Annotated in this window: 22 protein-coding genes; 15 read left to right on the forward strand and 7 right to left on the reverse strand. The window is 65.9% G+C overall.

Annotated features, from left to right (window positions below; all coding sequences use genetic code 11):
- Positions 1–120 precede the first annotated feature (120 nt).
- Positions 121–1,242, reverse strand: coding sequence for a diguanylate cyclase domain-containing protein (locus tag ACOQFP_RS00615; protein ID WP_421583132.1), 1,122 nt, complete (start codon positions 1,240–1,242; stop codon positions 121–123).
- A 9-nt stretch (positions 1,243–1,251) separates the two neighbouring features.
- Positions 1,252–2,145 carry a 1,4-dihydroxy-2-naphthoyl-CoA synthase gene (locus ACOQFP_RS00620; RefSeq protein WP_206489056.1) on the reverse strand — a complete coding sequence of 298 codons (894 nt, stop codon included), beginning with the start codon at positions 2,143–2,145 and terminating at the stop codon, positions 1,252–1,254.
- A 78-nt stretch (positions 2,146–2,223) separates the two neighbouring features.
- Here ACOQFP_RS00620 and ACOQFP_RS00625 point away from each other — a divergent pair, with 78 nt between their 5' ends.
- The 3 genes from ACOQFP_RS00625 to ACOQFP_RS00635 are packed head-to-tail and all read left to right on the forward strand — an operon-like array spanning position 2,224 to position 4,326.
- Complete coding sequence (locus tag ACOQFP_RS00625) at positions 2,224–2,856, forward strand: PaaI family thioesterase (protein ID WP_421583133.1); 633 nt, start codon at positions 2,224–2,226, stop codon at positions 2,854–2,856.
- Positions 2,853–3,830 carry an o-succinylbenzoate synthase gene (locus ACOQFP_RS00630; RefSeq protein WP_421583134.1) on the forward strand — a complete coding sequence of 326 codons (978 nt, stop codon included), beginning with the start codon at positions 2,853–2,855 and terminating at the stop codon, positions 3,828–3,830. The genes ACOQFP_RS00625 and ACOQFP_RS00630 overlap by 4 nt, the downstream gene beginning before the upstream one ends.
- A 52-nt stretch (positions 3,831–3,882) precedes the next feature.
- On the forward strand, positions 3,883–4,326 hold the full coding sequence (locus tag ACOQFP_RS00635) for a DUF6918 family protein (RefSeq protein WP_206489059.1): 444 nt from the start codon (positions 3,883–3,885) through the stop codon (positions 4,324–4,326).
- Between the two features lie 51 nt (positions 4,327–4,377).
- Here ACOQFP_RS00635 and ACOQFP_RS00640 read toward each other — a convergent pair whose 3' ends face one another.
- The 3 genes from ACOQFP_RS00640 to ACOQFP_RS00650 form a co-directional block, all read right to left on the reverse strand.
- Positions 4,378–5,775, reverse strand: coding sequence for a DUF2252 domain-containing protein (locus ACOQFP_RS00640; protein WP_341244920.1), 1,398 nt, complete (start codon positions 5,773–5,775; stop codon positions 4,378–4,380).
- An 82-nt stretch (positions 5,776–5,857) separates the two neighbouring features.
- Complete coding sequence (locus tag ACOQFP_RS00645; protein ID WP_421583135.1) at positions 5,858–6,913, reverse strand: AbrB family transcriptional regulator; 1,056 nt, start codon at positions 6,911–6,913, stop codon at positions 5,858–5,860.
- A complete protein-coding gene (locus ACOQFP_RS00650) occupies positions 6,910–7,497 on the reverse strand; it encodes a flavin reductase family protein (protein ID WP_206489062.1) in 588 nt (195 codons plus the stop codon). Before ACOQFP_RS00650 ends, ACOQFP_RS00645 begins: the two co-directional genes overlap by 4 nt.
- Before the next feature lie 63 nt (positions 7,498–7,560).
- On the opposite strand from ACOQFP_RS00650, the gene menD reads away from it, so the two are divergent.
- On the forward strand, positions 7,561–9,174 hold the full coding sequence (gene menD / locus ACOQFP_RS00655; RefSeq protein WP_421583136.1) for a 2-succinyl-5-enolpyruvyl-6-hydroxy-3-cyclohexene-1-carboxylic-acid synthase: 1,614 nt from the start codon (positions 7,561–7,563) through the stop codon (positions 9,172–9,174).
- Positions 9,175–9,184: 10 nt separating this feature from the next.
- Positions 9,185–9,928: a class I SAM-dependent methyltransferase gene (locus tag ACOQFP_RS00660; RefSeq protein ID WP_421583137.1), complete on the forward strand. Its 744-nt coding sequence runs from the start codon at positions 9,185–9,187 to the stop codon at positions 9,926–9,928.
- On the opposite strand, the gene ACOQFP_RS00665 is transcribed toward ACOQFP_RS00660, so the two are convergent.
- Positions 9,925–10,428, reverse strand: a complete 504-nt coding sequence (locus ACOQFP_RS00665) for a DUF2505 domain-containing protein (RefSeq protein WP_206489065.1) — start codon at positions 10,426–10,428, stop codon at positions 9,925–9,927. The two genes, ACOQFP_RS00660 and ACOQFP_RS00665, sit on opposite strands and share 4 nt — an antisense overlap.
- Before the next feature lie 54 nt (positions 10,429–10,482).
- On the opposite strand from ACOQFP_RS00665, the gene ACOQFP_RS00670 reads away from it, so the two are divergent.
- The 4 genes from ACOQFP_RS00670 to ACOQFP_RS00685 all read left to right on the forward strand — a co-directional run bounded on the left by ACOQFP_RS00670 (position 10,483) and on the right by ACOQFP_RS00685 (position 13,254).
- Complete coding sequence (locus tag ACOQFP_RS00670; protein WP_206489066.1) at positions 10,483–10,929, forward strand: DUF3592 domain-containing protein; 447 nt, start codon at positions 10,483–10,485, stop codon at positions 10,927–10,929.
- The gene (locus tag ACOQFP_RS00675; protein WP_341244924.1) at positions 10,916–11,341 is read left to right on the forward strand and encodes a glutaredoxin domain-containing protein; all 426 of its coding nucleotides are present in this window, start codon (positions 10,916–10,918) and stop codon (positions 11,339–11,341) included. Before ACOQFP_RS00670 ends, ACOQFP_RS00675 begins: the two co-directional genes overlap by 14 nt.
- Before the next feature lie 63 nt (positions 11,342–11,404).
- Positions 11,405–12,544 (forward strand): glycosyltransferase family 4 protein, encoded by a 1,140-nt coding sequence (locus ACOQFP_RS00680; RefSeq protein WP_421583138.1) that lies wholly within the window; start codon positions 11,405–11,407, stop codon positions 12,542–12,544.
- Positions 12,545–12,558: 14 nt separating this feature from the next.
- Positions 12,559–13,254, forward strand: coding sequence for a demethylmenaquinone methyltransferase (locus tag ACOQFP_RS00685; protein WP_421583139.1), 696 nt, complete (start codon positions 12,559–12,561; stop codon positions 13,252–13,254).
- Between the two features lie 5 nt (positions 13,255–13,259).
- Here the strand turns inward: ACOQFP_RS00685 and ACOQFP_RS00690 are convergent, their stop codons facing one another.
- Positions 13,260–14,507 carry a geranylgeranyl reductase family protein gene (locus ACOQFP_RS00690; RefSeq protein ID WP_421583140.1) on the reverse strand — a complete coding sequence of 416 codons (1,248 nt, stop codon included), beginning with the start codon at positions 14,505–14,507 and terminating at the stop codon, positions 13,260–13,262.
- Positions 14,508–14,634: 127 nt separating this feature from the next.
- Between ACOQFP_RS00690 and ACOQFP_RS00695 the strand changes: the two genes are divergently transcribed.
- From ACOQFP_RS00695 to ACOQFP_RS00720, 6 genes are read left to right on the forward strand one after another with little or no spacing between them, the layout of a single operon-like run.
- Entirely contained in the window at positions 14,635–15,321 is a 687-nt protein-coding gene (locus ACOQFP_RS00695) for an HAD family hydrolase (RefSeq protein ID WP_421583141.1), read from the forward strand.
- Positions 15,318–16,331: a phosphate/phosphite/phosphonate ABC transporter substrate-binding protein gene (gene phnD, locus ACOQFP_RS00700; RefSeq protein ID WP_421583142.1), complete on the forward strand. Its 1,014-nt coding sequence runs from the start codon at positions 15,318–15,320 to the stop codon at positions 16,329–16,331. Before ACOQFP_RS00695 ends, phnD begins: the two co-directional genes overlap by 4 nt.
- A 6-nt stretch (positions 16,332–16,337) precedes the next feature.
- Entirely contained in the window at positions 16,338–17,141 is an 804-nt protein-coding gene (gene phnC / locus ACOQFP_RS00705) for a phosphonate ABC transporter ATP-binding protein (protein ID WP_421583143.1), read from the forward strand.
- Positions 17,138–17,932: a phosphonate ABC transporter, permease protein PhnE gene (gene phnE, locus ACOQFP_RS00710; protein ID WP_421583144.1), complete on the forward strand. Its 795-nt coding sequence runs from the start codon at positions 17,138–17,140 to the stop codon at positions 17,930–17,932. Before phnC ends, phnE (ACOQFP_RS00710) begins: the two co-directional genes overlap by 4 nt.
- Positions 17,929–18,777 carry a phosphonate ABC transporter, permease protein PhnE gene (phnE, locus tag ACOQFP_RS00715; RefSeq protein WP_421583145.1) on the forward strand — a complete coding sequence of 283 codons (849 nt, stop codon included), beginning with the start codon at positions 17,929–17,931 and terminating at the stop codon, positions 18,775–18,777. The genes phnE (ACOQFP_RS00710) and phnE (ACOQFP_RS00715) overlap by 4 nt, the downstream gene beginning before the upstream one ends.
- Positions 18,778–18,784: 7 nt before the next feature.
- The gene (locus ACOQFP_RS00720; protein WP_206492647.1) at positions 18,785–19,642 is read left to right on the forward strand and encodes a MurR/RpiR family transcriptional regulator; all 858 of its coding nucleotides are present in this window, start codon (positions 18,785–18,787) and stop codon (positions 19,640–19,642) included.
- The last annotated feature ends 37 nt before the right edge of the window (positions 19,643–19,679 follow it).

Here is a 19,679-nt window from a genome sequence, read left to right on the forward strand (position 1 = left end):
GGCTCCACTCCTGCCCGCATGGTCGTTCCGCAGGCTCCACTCCTGCCCGCATGGTCGTTCCGCAGGCTCCACTCCTGCCCGCATGGTCGTTCCGCAGGCTCCACTCCTGCCCCCAACGGGTCAGAGTTCGCTCTTGACCACCCGATCGCCGCCGGCGGCCTTGGCCTCGTACATCAGCGAGTCCGCTACCCGCGTTGCGCGCGTGCCGATGTCGACGTTCTGGTCCCACAGCGCCGAATCCCAATACACGATCGCAGCCCCGATGCTCACCGTCACTGCGACGGTGTCCGCCGGGTCGCGTAGGGCTCTGCGTATTCCGTGGATCAACGCGTCGATGTGCAGCCGCGACGTCGACACCACGGCGAGGTACTCCTCACCGCCCGTGCGGGCGAGGACCCCGTACTCGCCGACATGGGACGCGAGCCGCTCGGCAATGCGCACGATCACCGCGTCTCCCTCTTCGTGCCCGAACTCGTCGTTGACGGATTTGAATCGGTCGATGTCCACCGCCAGCACTGCGACACATCGACCGGTCTGTCGGCCGAGTGACCACACGTCGTCGACCGCGGTATCGAGCCCGCGACGATTGAGCAGGCCGGTGAGCGGGTCGAGGCGAGAACTGCGCGCGTCGTCCGACAGGACGGTGACCAACAGATGCGAGGTCGCGGGAATTCCGGCAACGATGAGCAGAACGACGTTGACTCGAAGCACCGTGGACGCGAGGTCTGCTCGATCCGCGTCGTACGTGGCGATCGCGACCACCACGATGACCGTAGTCACGAACAGCAGATGCGCCAGCAACCACCGTGGGCTGAGGAAGAAGACGAAGAACATTCCGACGACCGCGAACAACACGCAGGTCAACAACGCGTCGCCCGGCGGGTTCAACGCCAATGTGGACGCGGTGCCGAGGTCGGCGTACACCCCGAACGCGACGACGCCGCGGCGGCCCGGGAACGGTTTGATCAACCACGCGGTGCCTACGACCACGGACGAGACCACCAGGATCGCTTTCCAGGCGCCGGCAGGCGGGCTGTGGTTCGTGTCCGCGGAGAACAGTGAGATGACAGCCAGCAGCCCGAAGTCGAACGTCGAGATCGCGAGTACCAGCCGGATGGGCACACCCGAGGGGTGGGAGCGCTGGAAGTCGGCCATCCAGCGATAGTCGAACGGCCGCACCACCCACGCCCGCAGGGTGCGTGCAGTGCTGTCGCGGCGACCGCGACCGACGTTCGAATTCACTCGGTCGTTTCAGAAATAACGGGGGAACGGTGACCAATCGGGCTCGCGCTTGTCGAGAAAAGCATCCCGACCCTCGACTGCCTCGTCGGTCATGTACGCCAGACGCGTCGCTTCGCCGGCGAACAGTTGCTGACCCACCAGCCCGTCGTCCTGCAAGTTGAAGGCGTACTTCAACATTCGCTGCGCCTGCGGCGACTTGGCGTTGATCTTCGCAGCCCACTCGATGGCGGTGTTCTCGAGCTCTGCGTGATCGACCACCTTGTTCACCGCGCCCATGCGGTGCATCTCCTCGGCCGTGTACGTCTCGCCCAGGAAGAATATTTCTCGGGCGAACTTCTGGCCGACCATCTTCGCGAGATACGCACTGCCGTAGCCGCCGTCGAAGCTGCCGACATCGGCGTCGGTCTGCTTGAACCGCGCGTGCTCGCGGCTCGCGAGCGTCAGATCGCACACCACGTGCAGACTGTGTCCTCCGCCGGCCGCCCAGCCGTTGACCAGGCAGATCACCACTTTGGGCATGAAGCGAATCAGGCGCTGCACCTCGAGAATGTGCAGACGTCCTGCGCGGGCGCGGTCGACCGTATCGGCCGTTTCACCCTCCGCGTATTGGTAACCGCTACGTCCGCGGATGCGCTGATCGCCGCCGGAGCAGAAGGCCCAACCGCCGTCCTTGCTGCTCGGGCCGTTCCCGGTGAGCAGGACCGTCCCCACATCGGAGCTCACTCGTGCGTGTTCGAGTGCGCGATAGAGCTCGTCGACGGTGTGCGGCCGAAAGGCGTTGCGAATCTCGGGGCGATCGAACGCAACCCGGACGGTCGCGTCGGACACGTGCCGGTGATAGGTGATGTCGGTCAGATCCTCGAAGCCGGGAACGGGCAGCCACAGTTCTGGAGTGAAGGTCACGGTCGTCAGCTTAGTGGCGACCGCTGCTGGATCAGGGCTGGGTCGGCGCGGGCAGGTGGGTGCAGCTAGCGTGCAGTCATGACCGACCCGATCGAACTCGACCGCGAGCATGACCATCACGGCGGCTTCCCGCGTTTCGTGCCTGCACAGGTGGGGCCGGAATACGGCCGGCTGCTGGAGGCGCTGCGCACGGTGCAGGATCTCGCGGTATCGACCTCGCTACCGGCCGACGTGACCGAGGCCGCGGCAGGCAAGGCCGAGGAACTGATCGAGCTCATGGCACCGCATGTGGTGGCCGAGGGGCATCAGACCGCCGGCCGAGTTCCTGGTCTGCCGGGGCGCGGCTCGTTGCTGATGCTGCCCTGGACCATCGAGCAGTTCGACGCCGAAGGGGTGCGGAGCCGGGGTGTGTTCCGCCGTTTCCATCTCGGTGGCAACGCGGCCGCTCACGGCGGCACCCTGCCGCTGCTGTTCGACGACCTCATGGGCCTGATCCAGCACGCCTACGGCCGACCCATAAGCCGGACGGCTTATCTGCACGTCAACTACCGCAAGGTGACTCCGCTGGACACCGAGCTGATCGTCGAGGGTGCGGTGGATCGGGTCGAAGGACGCAAGGCGTTCATCACGGCTCGGTTGACCGATCTCGACGGCACTCTGCTCGCCGACTGTGAGGCGCTGATGGTGCAATTGCTCCCGGGACAGCAATGATCCCGGGGGTCGACGAACTGCTCGACGGCGCACACGTGCTCTCGATGCCGATGCGAACGAAGTTCCGCGGCATCACCACCCGCGAGGTGCTGCTGCTGCACGGACCCGCCGGGTGGGGGGAGTTCTCGCCGTTCCCCGAATACGACGACGCCGAATCGGCTCCGTGGTTGAACTCGGCGATCGAGGCGGCGTGGGACGGACCACCGACCCCGCTGCGTCGACGCGTCCCGGTGAACGCCACAGTTCCTGCGGTGCCGGCCGCGGGGGTGGCCTCGATCCTGAGTCGCTCGCCCGGGGCGGACACGGCGAAGGTCAAAGTGGCCGAGAAGGGCCAGAGTCTCGCCGACGACGTCGCGCGAGTACGGGCGGTGCGCGAACTGGTGCCGCGCGTACGCGTCGATGCCAACGGCGGCTGGAGCGTCGACGAGGCGGTGGCGGCACTGGCGGCCCTGACCGCCGATGGTCCGCTCGAATACGCCGAGCAGCCGTGCGCCTCGGTGCCCGAGCTGGTCGAACTGCGGCGTCGAGCACCGGGTGTTCGAGTCGCTGCCGACGAGAGTATTCGCCGTGCCGAGGACCCTATGAAGGTCGTCCGGGCAGGTGGAGCCGATATCGCGGTGCTCAAGGTCGCCCCGCTCGGCGGCATGCGGGCTGTGCTCGAACTGGCCGGGGAACTGGGTGAGTACGGGGTGCCGGTGGTGGTGTCGAGTGCACTCGATTCGGCGGTCGGTATCTCGGCCGGGTTGGCGGCAGCTGCTGCGCTGCCGCACCTCGAGTTCGCCTGCGGGCTGGGGACGGGCTCGCTCTTCGTTCGCGATGTTGCTCCCGCGGCCGAGGTGGTCGACGGAACGTATCCGGTGTCGGTGGACAGTCTCGAACCGGACCCGCTGGCCTTGGTCGAACTGGGTGCCGACGCCGAGCGGACGCAATGGTGGATCGATCGAGTTCGGCGCTGCCACCTGCTTCTGCGGTAGTCTTGCGCGCGGTCCGCGTTGGACCGTTGACACATCTGGGAGGAACTTCGAAGTGGTTGCTGCACTCAAGGATTCACTGCTCGACGAGTCGAAGGCCGACGCCCTGCGCGCCGATGTCCTCGCACTGATCGACGCCGAGGTTGCGGACAAGAAGGGCGCGAGCGGACTCGCAGTCAAGGGGGGATACGGCGCGGTGAAGAAGGTCGGGCCGTCCTACATCGACAGTGCGGTCTCGGCTCTGTGGCCTGATTTCGTGGACAAGCTCGACCCGTTCTGGCAGTCGTACAACGTCGCCCCGCAGGGCACGTTCGGCGAGTACCTCGTCGCCAACGGGGACGCCGCGTCCGACGCCTTGCTCTCGGTCACCGATGCCCGCATCGACGAGACCGACAAGTCCGTCGTCAAGAAGTTCTACGGCAGTCTGCGTGGCTCGGCCAAGAAGAACGTCACCGAGGCGCTGCCTCGTGTCGGTGATCTGGTCGCCAAGCACGCCTGAGCGGCTTCGCCGCATGTGAGCAGAAACTCGTACCCTGCTACGAGTTTCTGCTCACATGCGCGTAGCGCTCAACCGCTCCCAGTCGGCTTCCGTCTGATCCGCGTACAACTGCGCGAAGCGGCACAGTGCCACCTCGAGTTCGTCGGACTCGCCCGTGTATCCCGAGATCATCGACGCGCCACTGGTGCGGGCGTGTCCCTTGGCCAGTAGCCGGCCCACCACCCGCGCGTAGTCGACCAGAGCCGGGGCGTCGATCGACGACAGGTCGATTGTGCCTTTCATGTTGCGGAACTGGCGCACGTAGTACTGCCGCCCGTCGATGGTGGTCCACCCCAGCAACGGATCGCTCACCGTCTGCAGCGCCTGCTGGTACTCCACCACCCGCTGTCCCTGGTGATCGTGCCAGGCCGATTCGCCGTGCACATAGGGCGCGAGCACGGAGCGCCGTGCCTGTTTGAGCTGCAGAAACACCACATCGTCCTCGTTGGTGCCTTCGAGCAGTGCCACGTACGCCCGCAGCCCGACGCTACCGACCCCCACGACGCGGTGCGCCACATCGATCAACGTGTATCCGCCGAGTACTCGACGCCAGTGCGGAGTGAGGGTGAGCAGGTACTCGTCGAGTCCGACTGCGAGATGCTCTTCGTCCTTCGCCGAGATGCGGGTGGTGATCGGTGGCTCCTCGACGATTCGGCGTCTGCCCTGGTGCTTTTCGGTGAAGCGGGGAAGAACGCGGTCGCTGGTGCGTCGACGCGCCTTCTTGGTGGCGCGCTTGATTTCCTTGCGCAGCGATCCCTCGGTGGCATCACGCTGCAGTTTCTCGGCCGTCAGACGCTGGAACGAGCGTGACATCAGCGGTTCGTCGGCGAGCCTGGCCACCTCGATCCGGTACGAGGACACGCAGGCGGTGACGGCATCGCGGCACTGGTCCTCGCTGCGGCCGTTCTGCCGCCCGGCCACCCAGATGCTCGCGGCGAGGCGCCGTAGATCCCATTCCCAGGCTCCCGGGTGCGCCTCGTCGAAGTCGTTGAGGTCGATGACGAGATCGCGTTCGGGTGAGGCGTAGAAGCCGAAGTTGCCGAGGTGGGCGTCACCGCTGATGACGGGATTGATCCCGGTGGAGGGCAGCAGCGCCACGTCCCGAGCCATGACGATCGCGGTGCCACGCAGAAATCCGTAGGGCGACTCGGCCATCCGCTCGAGGCGGGTGGGAATCAACCATTCGATGCGGCCCTGATGCGAGTACTCGATCTGTTTGACCGGGTCCGGTCGATCGGGCGGCGGTGTCCAGTCGCCCAGCGATGCGATCGGAACCTTGTCTCGGAGGCGTCGACCCAGCTCGTATCGTTCGGCGCGGGGCAGTGGACGGGCGCGCAGTGAGGCATACGATGCGCCGTCGACCTCCACCGCGTCGGGGACGACCGTGTGACCTTTTCCGAAGCCGGACATGTGAGATCACACTAATCCAGTGCTCTGCGGCGGCTCGACCGAACTTCCGCTATCCGATGAAGTCGATGCCGTGGCCGTGGATTCACTTCGTGCGATAGTGCTGGACGACCTTGGCTCCCACCGGAACCGCGAACAGCATCATGAACACTCGGATGACCTGAGCGGCGACGACGAAGGTCACGTTCGCCCCGGTGGAGGCCGCGATGGCCAGTACCGCGTACACCCCGCCCGGCGTGGTCGCGAGGTAGCCCTCGTAGCCGCTGGTGCCGGTCGCCGAGGCCAACCACAGCCCCAGCATCGCGCAGCCGAACGTGACAGCGATGATCAACATCAGCGACGCAGGCAGTACCCGCGAGATCGATTTCAGGCTCGCGACGGTGAATCGCAGCCCGGCCTGCCAGCCGATGACGATGTACGCCGTCCACAGCAGCAGCGTCGGGACGGACGCGTCGAACGACACTCCCAGTACGTCGGCGAGCGTGGCCAAGATCAGTGGGCCGAGCAGCGCCGGGGCCGGTAGCCGGATCAGGCGCGCCAGCACCACACCGATGACTCCGCAGATCAGCACGAAGCCGAGGTCGATATAGAGCGCCTCGTGCACGTCGGTGCTCACCGATGAGTGTCCGGGCTCCGCATCGAAGACCAGGGTCGCAACCAGGGGCAATGTGGTGGTCACCAGCACGACGCGCAGGTATTGCACCACCGCGACGACGCGTTCGTCGCCGCCGAGTTCCTGGGTGATCGCCACCAGACCGGACGCACCGCCCGCGACGAGTGCCAGTGCACCGGTCAGCGAATCGACGTCTTTGCGCAGGCCGAGCAGTGCGCCCGCCGCGATGGACAACAGCAGCGTGCCCACACACGCCAGCAGTACCGGAAGCCAGCTGTCGCCGAGCGAGCTCAGGGTGTCGCCCTGTACCAGCGTTCCGATTTCCACACCCAAGACCGCTTGCGCGGCCATGCCGAGCCTGCGGGGCAGCGGAGCGCGCTCGGTTCCGGTGGTCGGTGCCCAGCCTGCGAGCGCGAAGATCACCGCAACGAACAGGGCGACGAACAACGCGGCCGAGGGAACCCCGAGTGCATCGGCTCCGACTGTCAGTCCGACGGTGACGAGAGCCAGCAGTAGCCAGCGAATCAAGAAGGGCGCTCGATCTCGCGAACCTCGGGTGGCAAACCCCACTCGGCACGTCCGAGTCGGCTGAGCGGAGCGATGGCGTCGAACGCGGGGAGTCCGTCGTCGGCGAGGAATTCCGGACGTATCGACATCGCGACGACGGCACCCATGACGACGAAGCAGTTGCCCACCTCGACGACGCGATGCAGTGTCGCCTCGATGGCGATGGGCGCGGCCGCCACGCGGGGTGGCGTCACCATCGCGCTCGGTTCGCTGTCGATGCCGAGGGCCTCGAACTCGCTGACGCCGTGGTCGAAGCTCGCCGAGCTGCCGTTGACGTCGTCGACCAACGGCGCCGTGGCCAGGTTGACGACGAACTCTCCGGTGGCCTCGATGTTGCGAAGGCTGTCCTTGCGGGTCACCGATGTGAACTGCACGACGGGCGGTTCCACCGAGGAGACCGTGAAAAAGCTGTAGGGCGCGAGGTTCGCCACACCGTCGGCGGAGACCGTGGAGACCCACGCGATGGGCCGGGGCACAACCGAGGCCGTCAGGAGCTGGTAGAAGCGACCGGGAGCGACCTCGTCGGGCCGAAAAACTGTACGCACGCCTTACATACTGTCAAAGCCCGGTTGCGGCGGCTGTCCGGCGCATCTGACACTCTGGGATCTGTGAATCCGTCCACCGCCCAGGCCACTGCTGTCGTCGACGAATTGGCACGTAGTGGGATCGAAGACGTCGTGCTGTGTCCCGGCTCGCGTAACGCCCCGTTGGCGTTTGCTCTGCAGGAAGCCGACGTGGCCGGACGGCTGCGGTTGCACATGCGGATCGACGAGCGGACCGCGGGTTTTCTGGCTATCGGCCTGAGCCTGGGCAGCGGCCAGCCGGTCCCGGTGGTGATGACGTCGGGAACGGCGGTGGCCAACCTCGGGCCTGCGGTCCTCGAGGCGAACTACGCGCACATTCCGCTGATCGTCATCAGCGCCAACCGACCGTACGAGATGCTCGGCACCGGAGCGAACCAGACCATCGAGCAGCTCGGTCTGTTCGGATCTCAGGTACGTGCGACGATCAGCCTCGGGCTCGCCGAGGAAGGACCGAAGCAGAACAGTCAGTGGCGCAGCGCGGTCTCGCGCGTCATTGCGGCGGCCCGTGGCGCACGCTCCGGCAACGCCGGACCGGTGCACTTCGACATCCCTCTGCGTGAGCCTCTGGTCCCTGCGGTCGGCGATCCGGGCGCGCGGCCGGAGGGTCGGCCCGATGGGTTGCCGTGGACCTCGACGACGCAGGCGACACTCGACGTCCCCGTCGAACTGGATCTGACGGTGAACACAGTGGTCGTCTCCGGCCACGGCGGTGCCGTCCGACCGGAGTTGGCGGGGCTGCCGACCGTTGCCGAACCGACCGCACCGCTGCACGGAATCGCGTTGCATCCCTTGGCTCTTGCGCAGTTGAAGCCGCGTCAGGCCGTCATCACCGGCCGACCGACGTTGCACCGGCAGGTCTCGGCGCTGCTGGCCGACCCGGAGGTCGACGTCATCGCGCTCACCACAGGGCCGCGCTGGCCCGATGTCTCGGGCAACGTGTTGGCCACCGGTACTCGTGCAGTGACCAGCGGTGCGCCCGACCCTGCCTGGATCGCTCGGTGTGCAGAGGTGTCCGAGCAGGCCGAACAGGCTGTGCATCGAGAACTTCGGGAGCATCCGAAGCCCACGGGTCTGCACGTGGCCGATACGGTGATGTCGGCTCTGCAGCCCGGAGATCAGCTGCTGCTCGGGGCGTCCAACCCCGTGCGCGACGCGGCCCTCGTCTCGACTCCGATCCCGGGAGTGAAGGTTCTCTCCAACCGCGGCGTCGCCGGCATCGACGGCACTGTTTCGACCGCCATCGGAGCTGCGATGGCCGGAAAGCGCCGCACCATAGCGCTTCTCGGCGACCTGACGTTTCTGCACGACGCCGCCGGACTACTCATCGGCACCGGCGAGCCGCGTCCGGACGACCTGACGATCGTCGTGGCCAATGACGACGGCGGCGGCATCTTCGAGCTTCTCGAGCAGGGGGATCCGCAGTACGCGGGTGTGTTCGAGCGAGTATTCGGGACGCCACACGGAATGGACCTCGGGGCGCTGTGTGGGGCTTACCGCGTCGAACATCGGTTGGTCGATTTGTCGGAGCTGGCAACCGAACTCACCGGCCATGCCACCGGAATGCGGGTCTTGGAAGTGACCACCGAGCGATCGGGATTGCGAGATCTGCACGCGGCAATCCGCGCCCGGCTGCACTAGGCCGACATCGATGCCCGACCAGATTTTCGAGCACCCGCGGTTGGTGGCCATCTACGATGCGCTCGAGGGCGATCGGGACGATCTGGACGTGTACGTCTCGGCGGCCGAAACATCGAATGCACGCCGAGTGCTGGACATCGGCTGTGGAACAGGAAGTTTGGCGCTACGACTGGCGGCGCAAGGACTGGCGGTGACCGCACTCGACCCGGCGGCTGGATCATTGGACGTGGCCCGGCGCAAACCAGGTGCCGAGCAGGTTCGGTGGATTCAGGGGTATGCCGTGGACCTACCGGCCCTCGACGTCGATCTGGTGACGATGACGGGCAACGTCGCGCAGGCCATCGTCGACGACGACGACTGGTCGCTCACGCTGACGCGAATCCACGATGCACTTCGTCCGGACGGATGGCTCGTGTTCGAGACTCGGATTCCTGCACGCACGGCCTGGACCGAGTGGAACAGACGAGACTCCTTCGCAGTGCGCGATATTCCGGGTGTGGGCCGGGTGGAAAGTTGGCTGGAGACCACCGAGGTGAACGGGCCCTTGGTGAGCTTTCGCTGGACGTACGTCTTTCTCGGTGACGGTGAAGTTGTGACGTCGGATTCGACACTGCGTTTCCGGGAGTTCGACGAGGTGCGGAACGATCTCGTCGAGCATGGTTTCACTGTCCGGGATGTGCGCGATGCACCCGACCGGCCGGGTCGAGAGATGATCTTCCACGCCGAACAGGCTCCGGGTAGCGATATCCGTTAGCTCTCCTGCGCTGCAACCCATTCGAGAGTCTCGCCGGTTTCCTGATCGACCATGTCCTTGATCATCTTGTTGATCAGGTCTTCGATCTTGCCGCCGACGAGTGGGATCTTCACCGTCGATTCGCCCTTCACGATCAGCTTCGCGCCGGTGCCGTCGGGTCGAAGCGAGAGTGTGCCGTTCACCTTGGCGGGCAGTCCGGTGGTGCCGCCGATCAGTGTTCCCTCGGCGTGGTCGCCCTCGAGTGGCCCCCAGTGGTCGGTGCGGGAGACGATCAGCTTGCCCTTGATGACCTTGGTCACGAATCCGGGGAGCTCGGAGGTGCCCACCTCTTCGGTGATGTCGACCGTCAGACCGCCGTCGGCGTGCTTGGTCATCTCGAACCCGTCCGTCTTCTTCGCCTTGGCGAAGCGGGCGGCCCACTGGTCCTCGCTGGTCAGCGCTGCGTGCACGTCAGCGGGGGGCCGGGACGATTCGACGGTGAATTCGAAGCTGCGAGACATGAGAGCAGACGCTACCCGAGCCAGGCCCGGTCGGTTGCGCAGTAGCCTGTCGAGGTGACCGATACAGCCCGAGGCAGTCGAATCCTGCGTAGAACCCGCCTGGTGGTGCTCGTGGTCGCAGTCTCGATCTCGGTTCTGGCGGTGTTGCTGGTGGTCGGGGCCTGGCGAAACGACCTCACCATCGACTCCGACAAGGGCACCGCCACCGCCGAGGTGTTGTCGGCAGGCAAGCTGCGTTCGGCCGTCAGCTTCATCACCCCGGACGGGGTGACACACAACCCGGCTCTCGGGGTGCTGTATCCCACCAACCTCATCGCGGGCCAACGCATCGAGGTCGAGTACTACAAGGCCGACCCGGATGTCGAACTGGTTCGCGTCGCCGGCCGCGACGCCAGGGTCGCCATCGTCCCGGCCGGTTCGGTCATCGTCGTCACATGGCTGATCGCAGGCCCTGCCCTGTTCTGGCTACGTCGCAAGGAGATGCAGAATGCGCAACGGTAAGCAGTGGGTCGGTGCCGCTGTCGCGGCGGTTGCCGGGTTCGCATTGGTGAACTACGGCAACATCGCGTCCTCGATCGTGGTGATGGTGCTCGCCGTCGTGTTCCTGCTGGTTCTGATGACGCCGGTTCTGTATCCGCGGTCACTGCCCGACGACGCCTCGCAGGTCCTCGCGACAGAGAAGTCGGTTCCGCTCGTCTATTGGCGTCCGGGTTGCATCTTCTGCCTTCGGTTGCGGGTGGCACTGTTGCTGCGCGGGAAGAAAGCCGTCTGGACGAGCATCGCCGAGGATCCGGCCGCAGCCGCGAGAGTGCGGTCGGTCAACGACGGCAACGAGACTGTTCCGACGGTGTTCGTGGGCTCCGAACACCGCACCAACCCGAGTCCGTCGTGGGTCGTCGAGCAATTCGTGTGACGTTGGCCCACACGTAACGTTGTACATACCGGGTCGACGGCGGGGCCGCCCACACTGAGGACCGTGCGAGTAGCCATCGTTGCGGAATCGTTCCTGCCCAACATGAACGGCGTCACCCACTCGGTGATCCGTGTCCTCGAACATCTCGACAAGACCGGGCACGAGGCCATCGTCATCGCCCCGGACAACCCGTCCGGCCCGAGGGCCGCGACGTGGCACGGATCGGTGCCGGTGCACCGGGTGCCGTCCGTCATGGTCCCCAAGGTGAGCTCGCTGCCCGTCGGTGTTCCCGGCCTCGGAATGGTCTCGGCGCTGCGGACGTTCGCGCCCGATGTCGTGCATCTGGCCTCGCCGTTCCTGCTCGGGGCCGGTGGCCTGGCCGCGGCCAACCGGCTGGACGTGCCCGCGGTTGCCGTGTATCAGACGGACGTCGCCGGTTTCGCTGCCAGCTACGGACTCGGCCTCACCTCGAAGGCGGCGTGGCGGTGGACCAGGAGACTGCACCGCGGGGCGGCCAGGACACTGGCACCATCCACCTCCGCAGTCGACGCGTTGGAAGCACATGGCATTCCGCGCGTGCATCGCTGGGCCAGGGGAGTGGACGCCGTACGGTTTGCCCCCTCGGCCAGGTCGCAGTCGCTCCGAAGCCGATGGGGCGCAGACGGGAAGTTGATTGTCGGATTCGTCGGCAGGCTCGCTCCGGAGAAGCATGTCGAGCGGCTCGCCGTGCTGGCCGAGGATCCGTCGATCCAGCTGGTGATCGTCGGCGGCGGACCGGACACGGCCGCGTTGCAGACTCTGATGCCGAGCGCGATCTTCACCGGGCAACTCGGCGGCGACGAACTCGCCCAGGCGTACTCGAGTTTCGACATCTTCGTGCACCCCGGCGAACACGAAACCTTCTGTCAGGCAGTCCAGGAAGCGCTCGCCAGTGGAGTCCCCGTCATCGGGCCCGATGCAGGTGGCCCCCGCGACCTGATCTCGCACTGCCGCAACGGTTACTTGCTCCCGGTCGAGAAGTTCACCGAGTTGCTGCCCATGGCCGTGGGAGCACTGGCCGAACCCACCACCCGGGCTCGCTTCGGCGACGCCGCCCGTAAGTCGGTGCTGCACCGAACGTGGCCCGCCATCTGCGAGGACCTGATCACGCATTACTACGACGTGCAAGGCATCACAGCGCCGCGGGTCCAAAAGATTGCTTGAGTAGTCTGGTCTCCGTGGCCGAGACATCACGCGCAACCCTGGCAAAAGAGCCCCACGAGGTGGCGTCGATGTTCGACGGCGTCGCCCGTCGATACGACATCACCAATACGGTGCTCTCGTTCGGTCAGGACCGCAGCTGGCGCAAGCTCACTCGCCGTGCCCTCGACCTGAAGCCGGGTGAACGGGTACTCGACCTCGCCGCCGGAACCGGGGTCTCCACCGTCGAACTCGGCCGCAGCGGAGCCTGGTGCGTGGCCACCGATTTCTCCAAGGGCATGCTGCAGGCCGGGCTGCAGCGAGGAGTGCCGATGGTCGCAGGGGACGCGATGGCGCTTCCCTATGCCGACGCCAGCTTCGATGCTGCCACCATCTCTTTCGGCCTTCGCAATGTCTCGGATTTCGACGCGGGGCTGCGAGAGATCGCCCGTGTCACCAAACCTGGTGGACGCCTTGTGGTGTCGGAATTCTCCACTCCGGTGTTCGGCCCGTTCCGCACCGTGTACATGGAATACCTGATGAAGACGCTGCCCAAAGTTGCTCGCGCTGTGAGCAGTAACCCCGATGCCTACGTCTACCTGGCCGAGTCCATCCGCGCCTGGCCCGATCAGGAGCAGCTGGCCAGGCGCATCGCCGATGCCGGCTGGATCGACGTCCAGTGGCGCAACCTCACCGGCGGAATCGTGGCGCTGCATAAGGCAACTCGACCCTGACTCGATCAGGTGAACGGCGGCCGGGAATCGATTTTCAACGATCCGCTTCCCGATGCTCGCCAGGTTCGTGCGACGAGGTCACTGTCGGCCTCGGTGATCAGGTTGCCCATGCAGCGGACGGCGACTTTCATCAGTGCCCGTGATCGCATGCCCACCGGTCCTGCTGCGGGCAGGAACTTCGGCACGGTGAGCAGTCCGGCGAGGCGTCGAGCGATGGAGAAGGCCTGTCCGTAGTGCTCGCGCAGCAGGGTGGGCCAGGCGTCGGTGAGATCGGGGTGATCGAGCAGGTCGACGACCATCCGGCCGCCCTCGAGTCCGTAGTCGATGCCTTCCCCGTTGAGTGGGTTCACACACGCTGCGGCGTCGCCGATGATGGCCCAGTTGGTGCCTGCCACTCCCGAGACCGCGCCGCCCATCGGCAGCAGCGCCGATGCGACCGAACGCAGCTCGCCGGTCAGATCCCATTCCGAACGTCGCTGCTGGGTGTAGAGATCGAGCAGTGGGCGCAGGGCTCCGGGCGCGGGCCTCTTGGCGGTGGCGAGGGTTCCGACGCCGATGTTGATGTTTCCGTCGCCCAGCGGAAAGACCCAGCCGTAGCCGGGCTGCAGAGTGCCTGCGCCATCACGCAATTCGAGGTGTGAGCTGATCCATTCGTCTTTGCTGCGTCCCGAGGTGATGTATGCGCGGGCCGCGACGCCGAATGCGGTGTCTCGATGCCACTGCCGACCGAGTTGTTTGCCCAGGGTCGATCGGACACCGTCGGCGACGATCAAGGTGCGGCAGGAGATCTCGTGTGAGCCGGTAGCGGTCTGCAGGGTCACCGAGCGAACACGGTTGCCGTCACGTTCGACGGCCACTGCCTTTGCGCCCTCGGCCATGGTTGCTCCGGATTCGACGGCGACCCGCCTGATGCGGTCGTCCAATTCGGTTCGCGGAACCGCACTTCCGACGGTCGGCAAGGACTTGCTCGGCCATTCGAGTTCGAGCTCCTGCCCGAATCCACTGAGCCGCAACCCGCGATTACGTGCTGCGCCGCGCACCCATTCGCCCAGGCCGAGCTGGTCCAACTCGGCGACGGCGCGAGGGGTCAACCCGTCGCCGCAGGTCTTGTCACGGGGAAAGACTGCTGCGTCGGCCAGGACGACGTCGCGCCCGGAGCGTGCTGCCCACGCTGCCGCGGACGATCCTGCGGGGCCCGCGCCCACGACCAGGACATCGGTCGAGGTGGGTGGGGTCGGGTGGGGAGTGCTCACTGGTCCAGTATCCCGATTTCGGCCGACGTGGTGTTTCGAGGGGCTCGGGTTAACGCTGCGTGAACGCTTGTTTCATAGATCCGAAATCTATGGACGGATCGTTCATGGCGGGTCTAGCGTCTCTGACGTGCAGCAACCGATTCTCCTTCTCGACTTCGACGGCACCGTCTGTCTCGGGGACGACCCCGTGTGGGCCTACGCCGACGCGGTTGCCGATTTCCTCGACCCGGACACCGCTGCAACCCTGCGGGCCGGGTTGACGGCATTTCTCGATCACGGCGCAGGGGAGTACCTCGACGGGTACTCCGCGGTCCTGGACCTGGCGGCAGGGCTGGACGCTACGTCACTCGCGGCCGCGTACACGCTCTCCCGTGACCGTCTGGCCGCGGGTGAACTGGATGTGTGGGCTCCGGCCGGACTTGCCGAGTTCCTCGGTCGCGTCCGCGCCGAGGTGGTGCTCGCCACCAATGCCCCGCGACGGGGCGTCGTGGAGACTCTCGACCGCCTCGGCCTGACGGCGGCGATGGATCGCATCGTCACCGACGCAGGAAAACCCGAGAAAATGCCCTCCCTGGTGGACGCGCTGCTCGGCGACAGTCCACCCCACCTGCTTGCCAGTGTCGGCGACATCTGGCGCAACGACCTCGACGCACCGCATCGACGCGGTGCCGTCACCGCCTACATCGACCGCCACGGTCATCGCAGGCCGGAGGCAACATGGTCTGCCGCGACCTTCCCGGCCCTGTACGACGAGATCCTCGAATGGTCCACCGATCCAGCAGTATTCGCACTCACCCACGAAGGACAGTCATGAGAATCCGCACTCCCTTGCTCGCGGTGGTCGCCACCGGACTGCTCACTGCCTCACTGGCCGGTTGCGGTGCCCGCGACGAGTCCTCCACCACATCCTCGGCAGCGTCCCCCTGCACCGGGTCGAGTACGGCAGACGCCCCGGACCCCTCCGAGCTGACCCTGGCTCTCGTCCCCTCGGGGGATGCCAACAAGTTGGTCGAGACCGTCAAGCCGCTGCAGGATGCGCTCACCGAGCGCCTCGGTATTCCGGTCCGCGGTGTCATCACTCAGGACTACCAAGCTGCCGTGGAAGCCATCGGAGCCGATCAGGCTCAGATCGGGATGCTGCCACCGCTGCAAATGGTGCAGGCCTGCAACAAGTACGGTGCCGAGCCCGCACTGCAGACGGTTCGTAAGGGCAAGACCACGTACGCGTCGCAGTTCTACACCAACAACCCCGACAAGTACTGCGAGGACACACCGGTGACCGGGGTCAACGGCCTGCTGTACTGCAACGGAACCGAAAGTGGCACGGGCCCGGCCGGACTCGATTCGCTGAGCAAGATGGCCGGTGCCAAGACGGTCATGTTGCAGTCCGCGTCCTCGGCCGGATACGTGTTCCCCTCGGCCGCGCTGAAAGCGGTGGGTATCGACCCGACCACCGATCTGGACCTGACGCAGGTCACGTCGCACCCGGCAGCGGTGCTGTCGGTGAACAACGGCGACGACGAGGTGGGGGTCTCGTTCTGGGATGCCCGCGAAACGGTCGTGAAGGACACTCCGGACGTGGCGAAGAATCTGGTGGTGTTCGCGCTCACCAACGAGATCCCCAACGACGGTGTCTCGATCAGCAGCTCGCTCAGTCCTGATCTGCAGCAGCGGATCTCGGATGCGATGGAGGACTACGCCTCCACCCCCGAGGGGGTCGAGGCGCTGACGGCGATCTACCAGATCACCGGGCTCGACAAGGCGGATCCCGCCGCGCTTCAGCAGGCCCAGACCGAGGCGGACTCCATCGGCCTGGGGAACTGATCGACGATGAACGGCGACCGCATCGCATTCGAGAACGTCTCGGTCACCTACCCGGGCGGGCACACCGCGCTCGACGCGGTGTCGCTGGAGATTCCAGCGGGTCAGATGGTCGCCGTCGTCGGGTTGTCCGGCGCAGGGAAGTCCACGCTGATCCGTACCATCAACGGACTCGTTCCGGCCACGGACGGCACCGTGACCGTCGGCGATCGCACGCTGAACAACCTCAGCGCCAGACAATTACGCGATCTGCGCGGCGACATCGGGATGATCTTCCAAGGATTCAATCTCGCGAAGCGCACCAGTGTGCTGAACAACGTCATGATGGGCAGGCTGCACAGTTCGCCGATGTGGCGAACCCTGCTCGGGGCGTGGTCAGCCGAGGACACCGAGCTGGGCATGCAGGCGCTCGAACGCGTCGAGATCGTGGGCAAGGCGTATCAGAAGGCCTCGTCGCTGTCCGGCGGGCAGCAGCAGCGTGTCGCGATCGCCAGGGCATTGGCGCAGGAGCCGCGGGTGATCCTCGCGGACGAACCGGTGGCCTCCCTCGATCCGCCGACCTCGCACGTCGTCATGCGTGACCTGCAGCGCATCAATGTCGAGCTCGGCATCACCGTCGTGGTCAACCTGCATTTTCTCGACCTGGCCAAGCGCTACGGCGATCGTCTGATCGGGCTGCGCGACGGCAAGGTCGTGTTCGACGGCCACGGCCGCGATGCCGACGAAGCGGTGTTCGAGAGCATCTACGGACGTTCTCTCACCGCCGAGGACGTGCTCGAGGCCGGCTTCTCGAGAAACGGGGCAGAACTGTGACGACCCCGGTCGCGGAACGACCTCCCAAACCCCGGAACGGGTGGAAAGCCGTTGCCGTGCTTGCGGTCATCGCGATCATCACGATCTGGGCCGGGATCGGTGTCGATGCCGACTTGGGCGACATCATCGACAACTGGGGCAACGCGACCGGCAAGCTGGTGCAGCTGATGCAACCCGACTACTGGTTCTTCCCCGAGACCGTCGACGCGATCCTCGAGACCCTGCAGATGGCCTTCATCGCGACTGCGATCGGTGCAGCGATCTCGTTTCCGCTGAGCTTCGCGGCATCGAGGGTCACCAACCCGAACCGGGCTATGCTCGCCGCGGTCCGCGCAGTCATGAACGTCGTTCGTGCAGTGCCGGATCTGCTGTACGCGGCGGTGTTGGTGGCGGTGGTCGGCACGGGTGCGCTGTCGGGGATCTTGGCGCTGATCGTGTTCAACATCGGCATCATCGTCAAGCTCGTGTCCGAGGCGCTCGACTCGATCGATCGCGGTCCGCAGGAAGCTGCTCTCGCCGCGGGTGGTACCTGGATCGCAGCCAACCGCAGTGCCGTTGCGCCGCAGATATTTCCGGCCTTCGTCTCACAGGGCCTGTACACGTTGGAGTTGAACGTACGCGCGTCTGCGGTGATCGGGCTCGTCGGCGCGGGAGGTCTCGGCATGCTCATCGACAACGTTCGCACCTTCTACAAATATCACCAGCTCAGCCTCATCATCCTCGAGATACTCGTCATCGTGCTCGCGCTGGAGATGCTCTCGTCCTGGGCCCGTCGAAAGTTGGTCGGATGACCGTCATCGACCGCACCTCCCGATCGACCCCGGCGCGGCCGCGTAGACCCCGCAACACCCTGCGTACCGCTGTGTGGGTCAGCGTCGTCGCGGTGTTCGCGCTGTCGTTGTACGGCATAGAGATTCGCTGGGATCGGTTGCTCGATCTACCGCAGAACCTCGTGCGCTACGCCGGACTCATGTTTGCGCCGCCGGACCTCTCCGCGCTCGGCAAAGCCGTCTCGGCCACCATCGAATCGGTCCAGATGGCCTGGTTCGGAACGGTGCTCGGCATCATCGTGTCGTTTCCACTGAGCTTCCTCGCGGCCGCGAACATCGGGCCGGTGTGGTTGCGCTGGCCCCTGCGTGTCATGTTCGCCGTCATCAGGGCCGTACCCGAGGTCGTCATCGCGATCCTCATTCTCTCGGTCACCGGGCTCACCGCCTTCACCGGTGCACTCGCGATCGCCATCGGTTCGGTGGGCACCCTCGGCAAATGGGGATACGAGGCGATCGAGGGCGCGGAAAAGGGGCCGATCGAAGCGGCCCGCGCAGCAGGTGGATCCACAGCGCAGATCGTGCGCTGGGGACTGTGGACCGGCGTAGCGCCCGAGGTGTTCGCCTTCTGGCTCTATCGCTTCGAGATCAACGTTCGCGCGTCGGCCATCCTCGGTCTGATCGGTGCCGGCGGCATCGGCTCCATGTTGGTCGACAACGTTCAGTATCGGCAATGGGGTGCGGTCGGGATGCTGCTGATCGTCGTCGTGGTCATCACCGTGATCATCGATCAGATCTCCGGGCAGGTGCGTCGACGCATCATCGACGGACAGTGGGGCTGGCAGCGGAAAGCGCGAACACGACTATGAGCAAGATATGAGCATGGATCTCGCGCCGGGTGGAGTCGTCCCGCACATCAGATCGATCATTCCGTCGTTGCTTCCGGCCGAGCGGGCCGTCGCCGAGGTGTTTCTCGACCGCCCCGCCGACATCGTCGAGATGTCCTCGCAGCAGGTCGCCGACGCGGCAGGCGCATCGCGGGCCTCGGTGGTGCGCACCTGTCAGAGCCTCGGCTTCGGGGGCTATCAACAGCTGCGCGTGCTGCTCGCCCGCGATGCGGCGCGCGAGCTGCCCGGCAGGCAGCAGTCGGCGGACGGTCCGTTCGCGATCGTGACGGAGACGTTCGCTCATGTGGGTGAGTCGATCGCCGCGATGACGGCGTTGTTGACAACCGAGGACGTCACCCGCGCCGTGGACACTCTGGCCGGTGCAGAGTCCGTCGTCGTCATCGGTAACGGACTCTCGGCCCCGCTCGCCGCTGATACCGATGCGCGGATGCGCTCGGTGGGGCTGCGCTCGCACGCGCCGACCGACTCGATAGCGCAGCAGGTCGCCGCTCGGCTCCTCACCGACCGCGATGCCGCCCTGATCATCAGTGGATCGGGCGCGACGAGCGCGTCGACCAGGGCGGCTCAGGCTGCCCGGGAGCGAGGGGCCACCGTGGTGTCGGTGACGTCGTTCGCTCGATCGACCCTGGCATCGGCGTCCGACATCTCGTTGGTGGTCGGGATGCGAGATCTGAGCTTTCAGCGCGAACTGTCGGTGACGAGCAGGATTCCGCACGTGATTCTGCTCGAGGGCCTGATGGCTGCATTGACCGATGCGTTGGGTGAGAGGGCTTCGGCCGCGATGGCCGCGACGCTCGAAGTCATTTCCGGCAACCTGGGTGAGTGAAGCGTCACCTGTGGTCGGTGACACCGTCGCACCGGTG

This window comes from Rhodococcus sp. MALMAid1271 (assembly GCF_049195265.1).
In the GTDB taxonomy this organism is placed as follows: Bacteria; Actinomycetota; Actinomycetes; order Mycobacteriales; family Mycobacteriaceae; genus Rhodococcoides.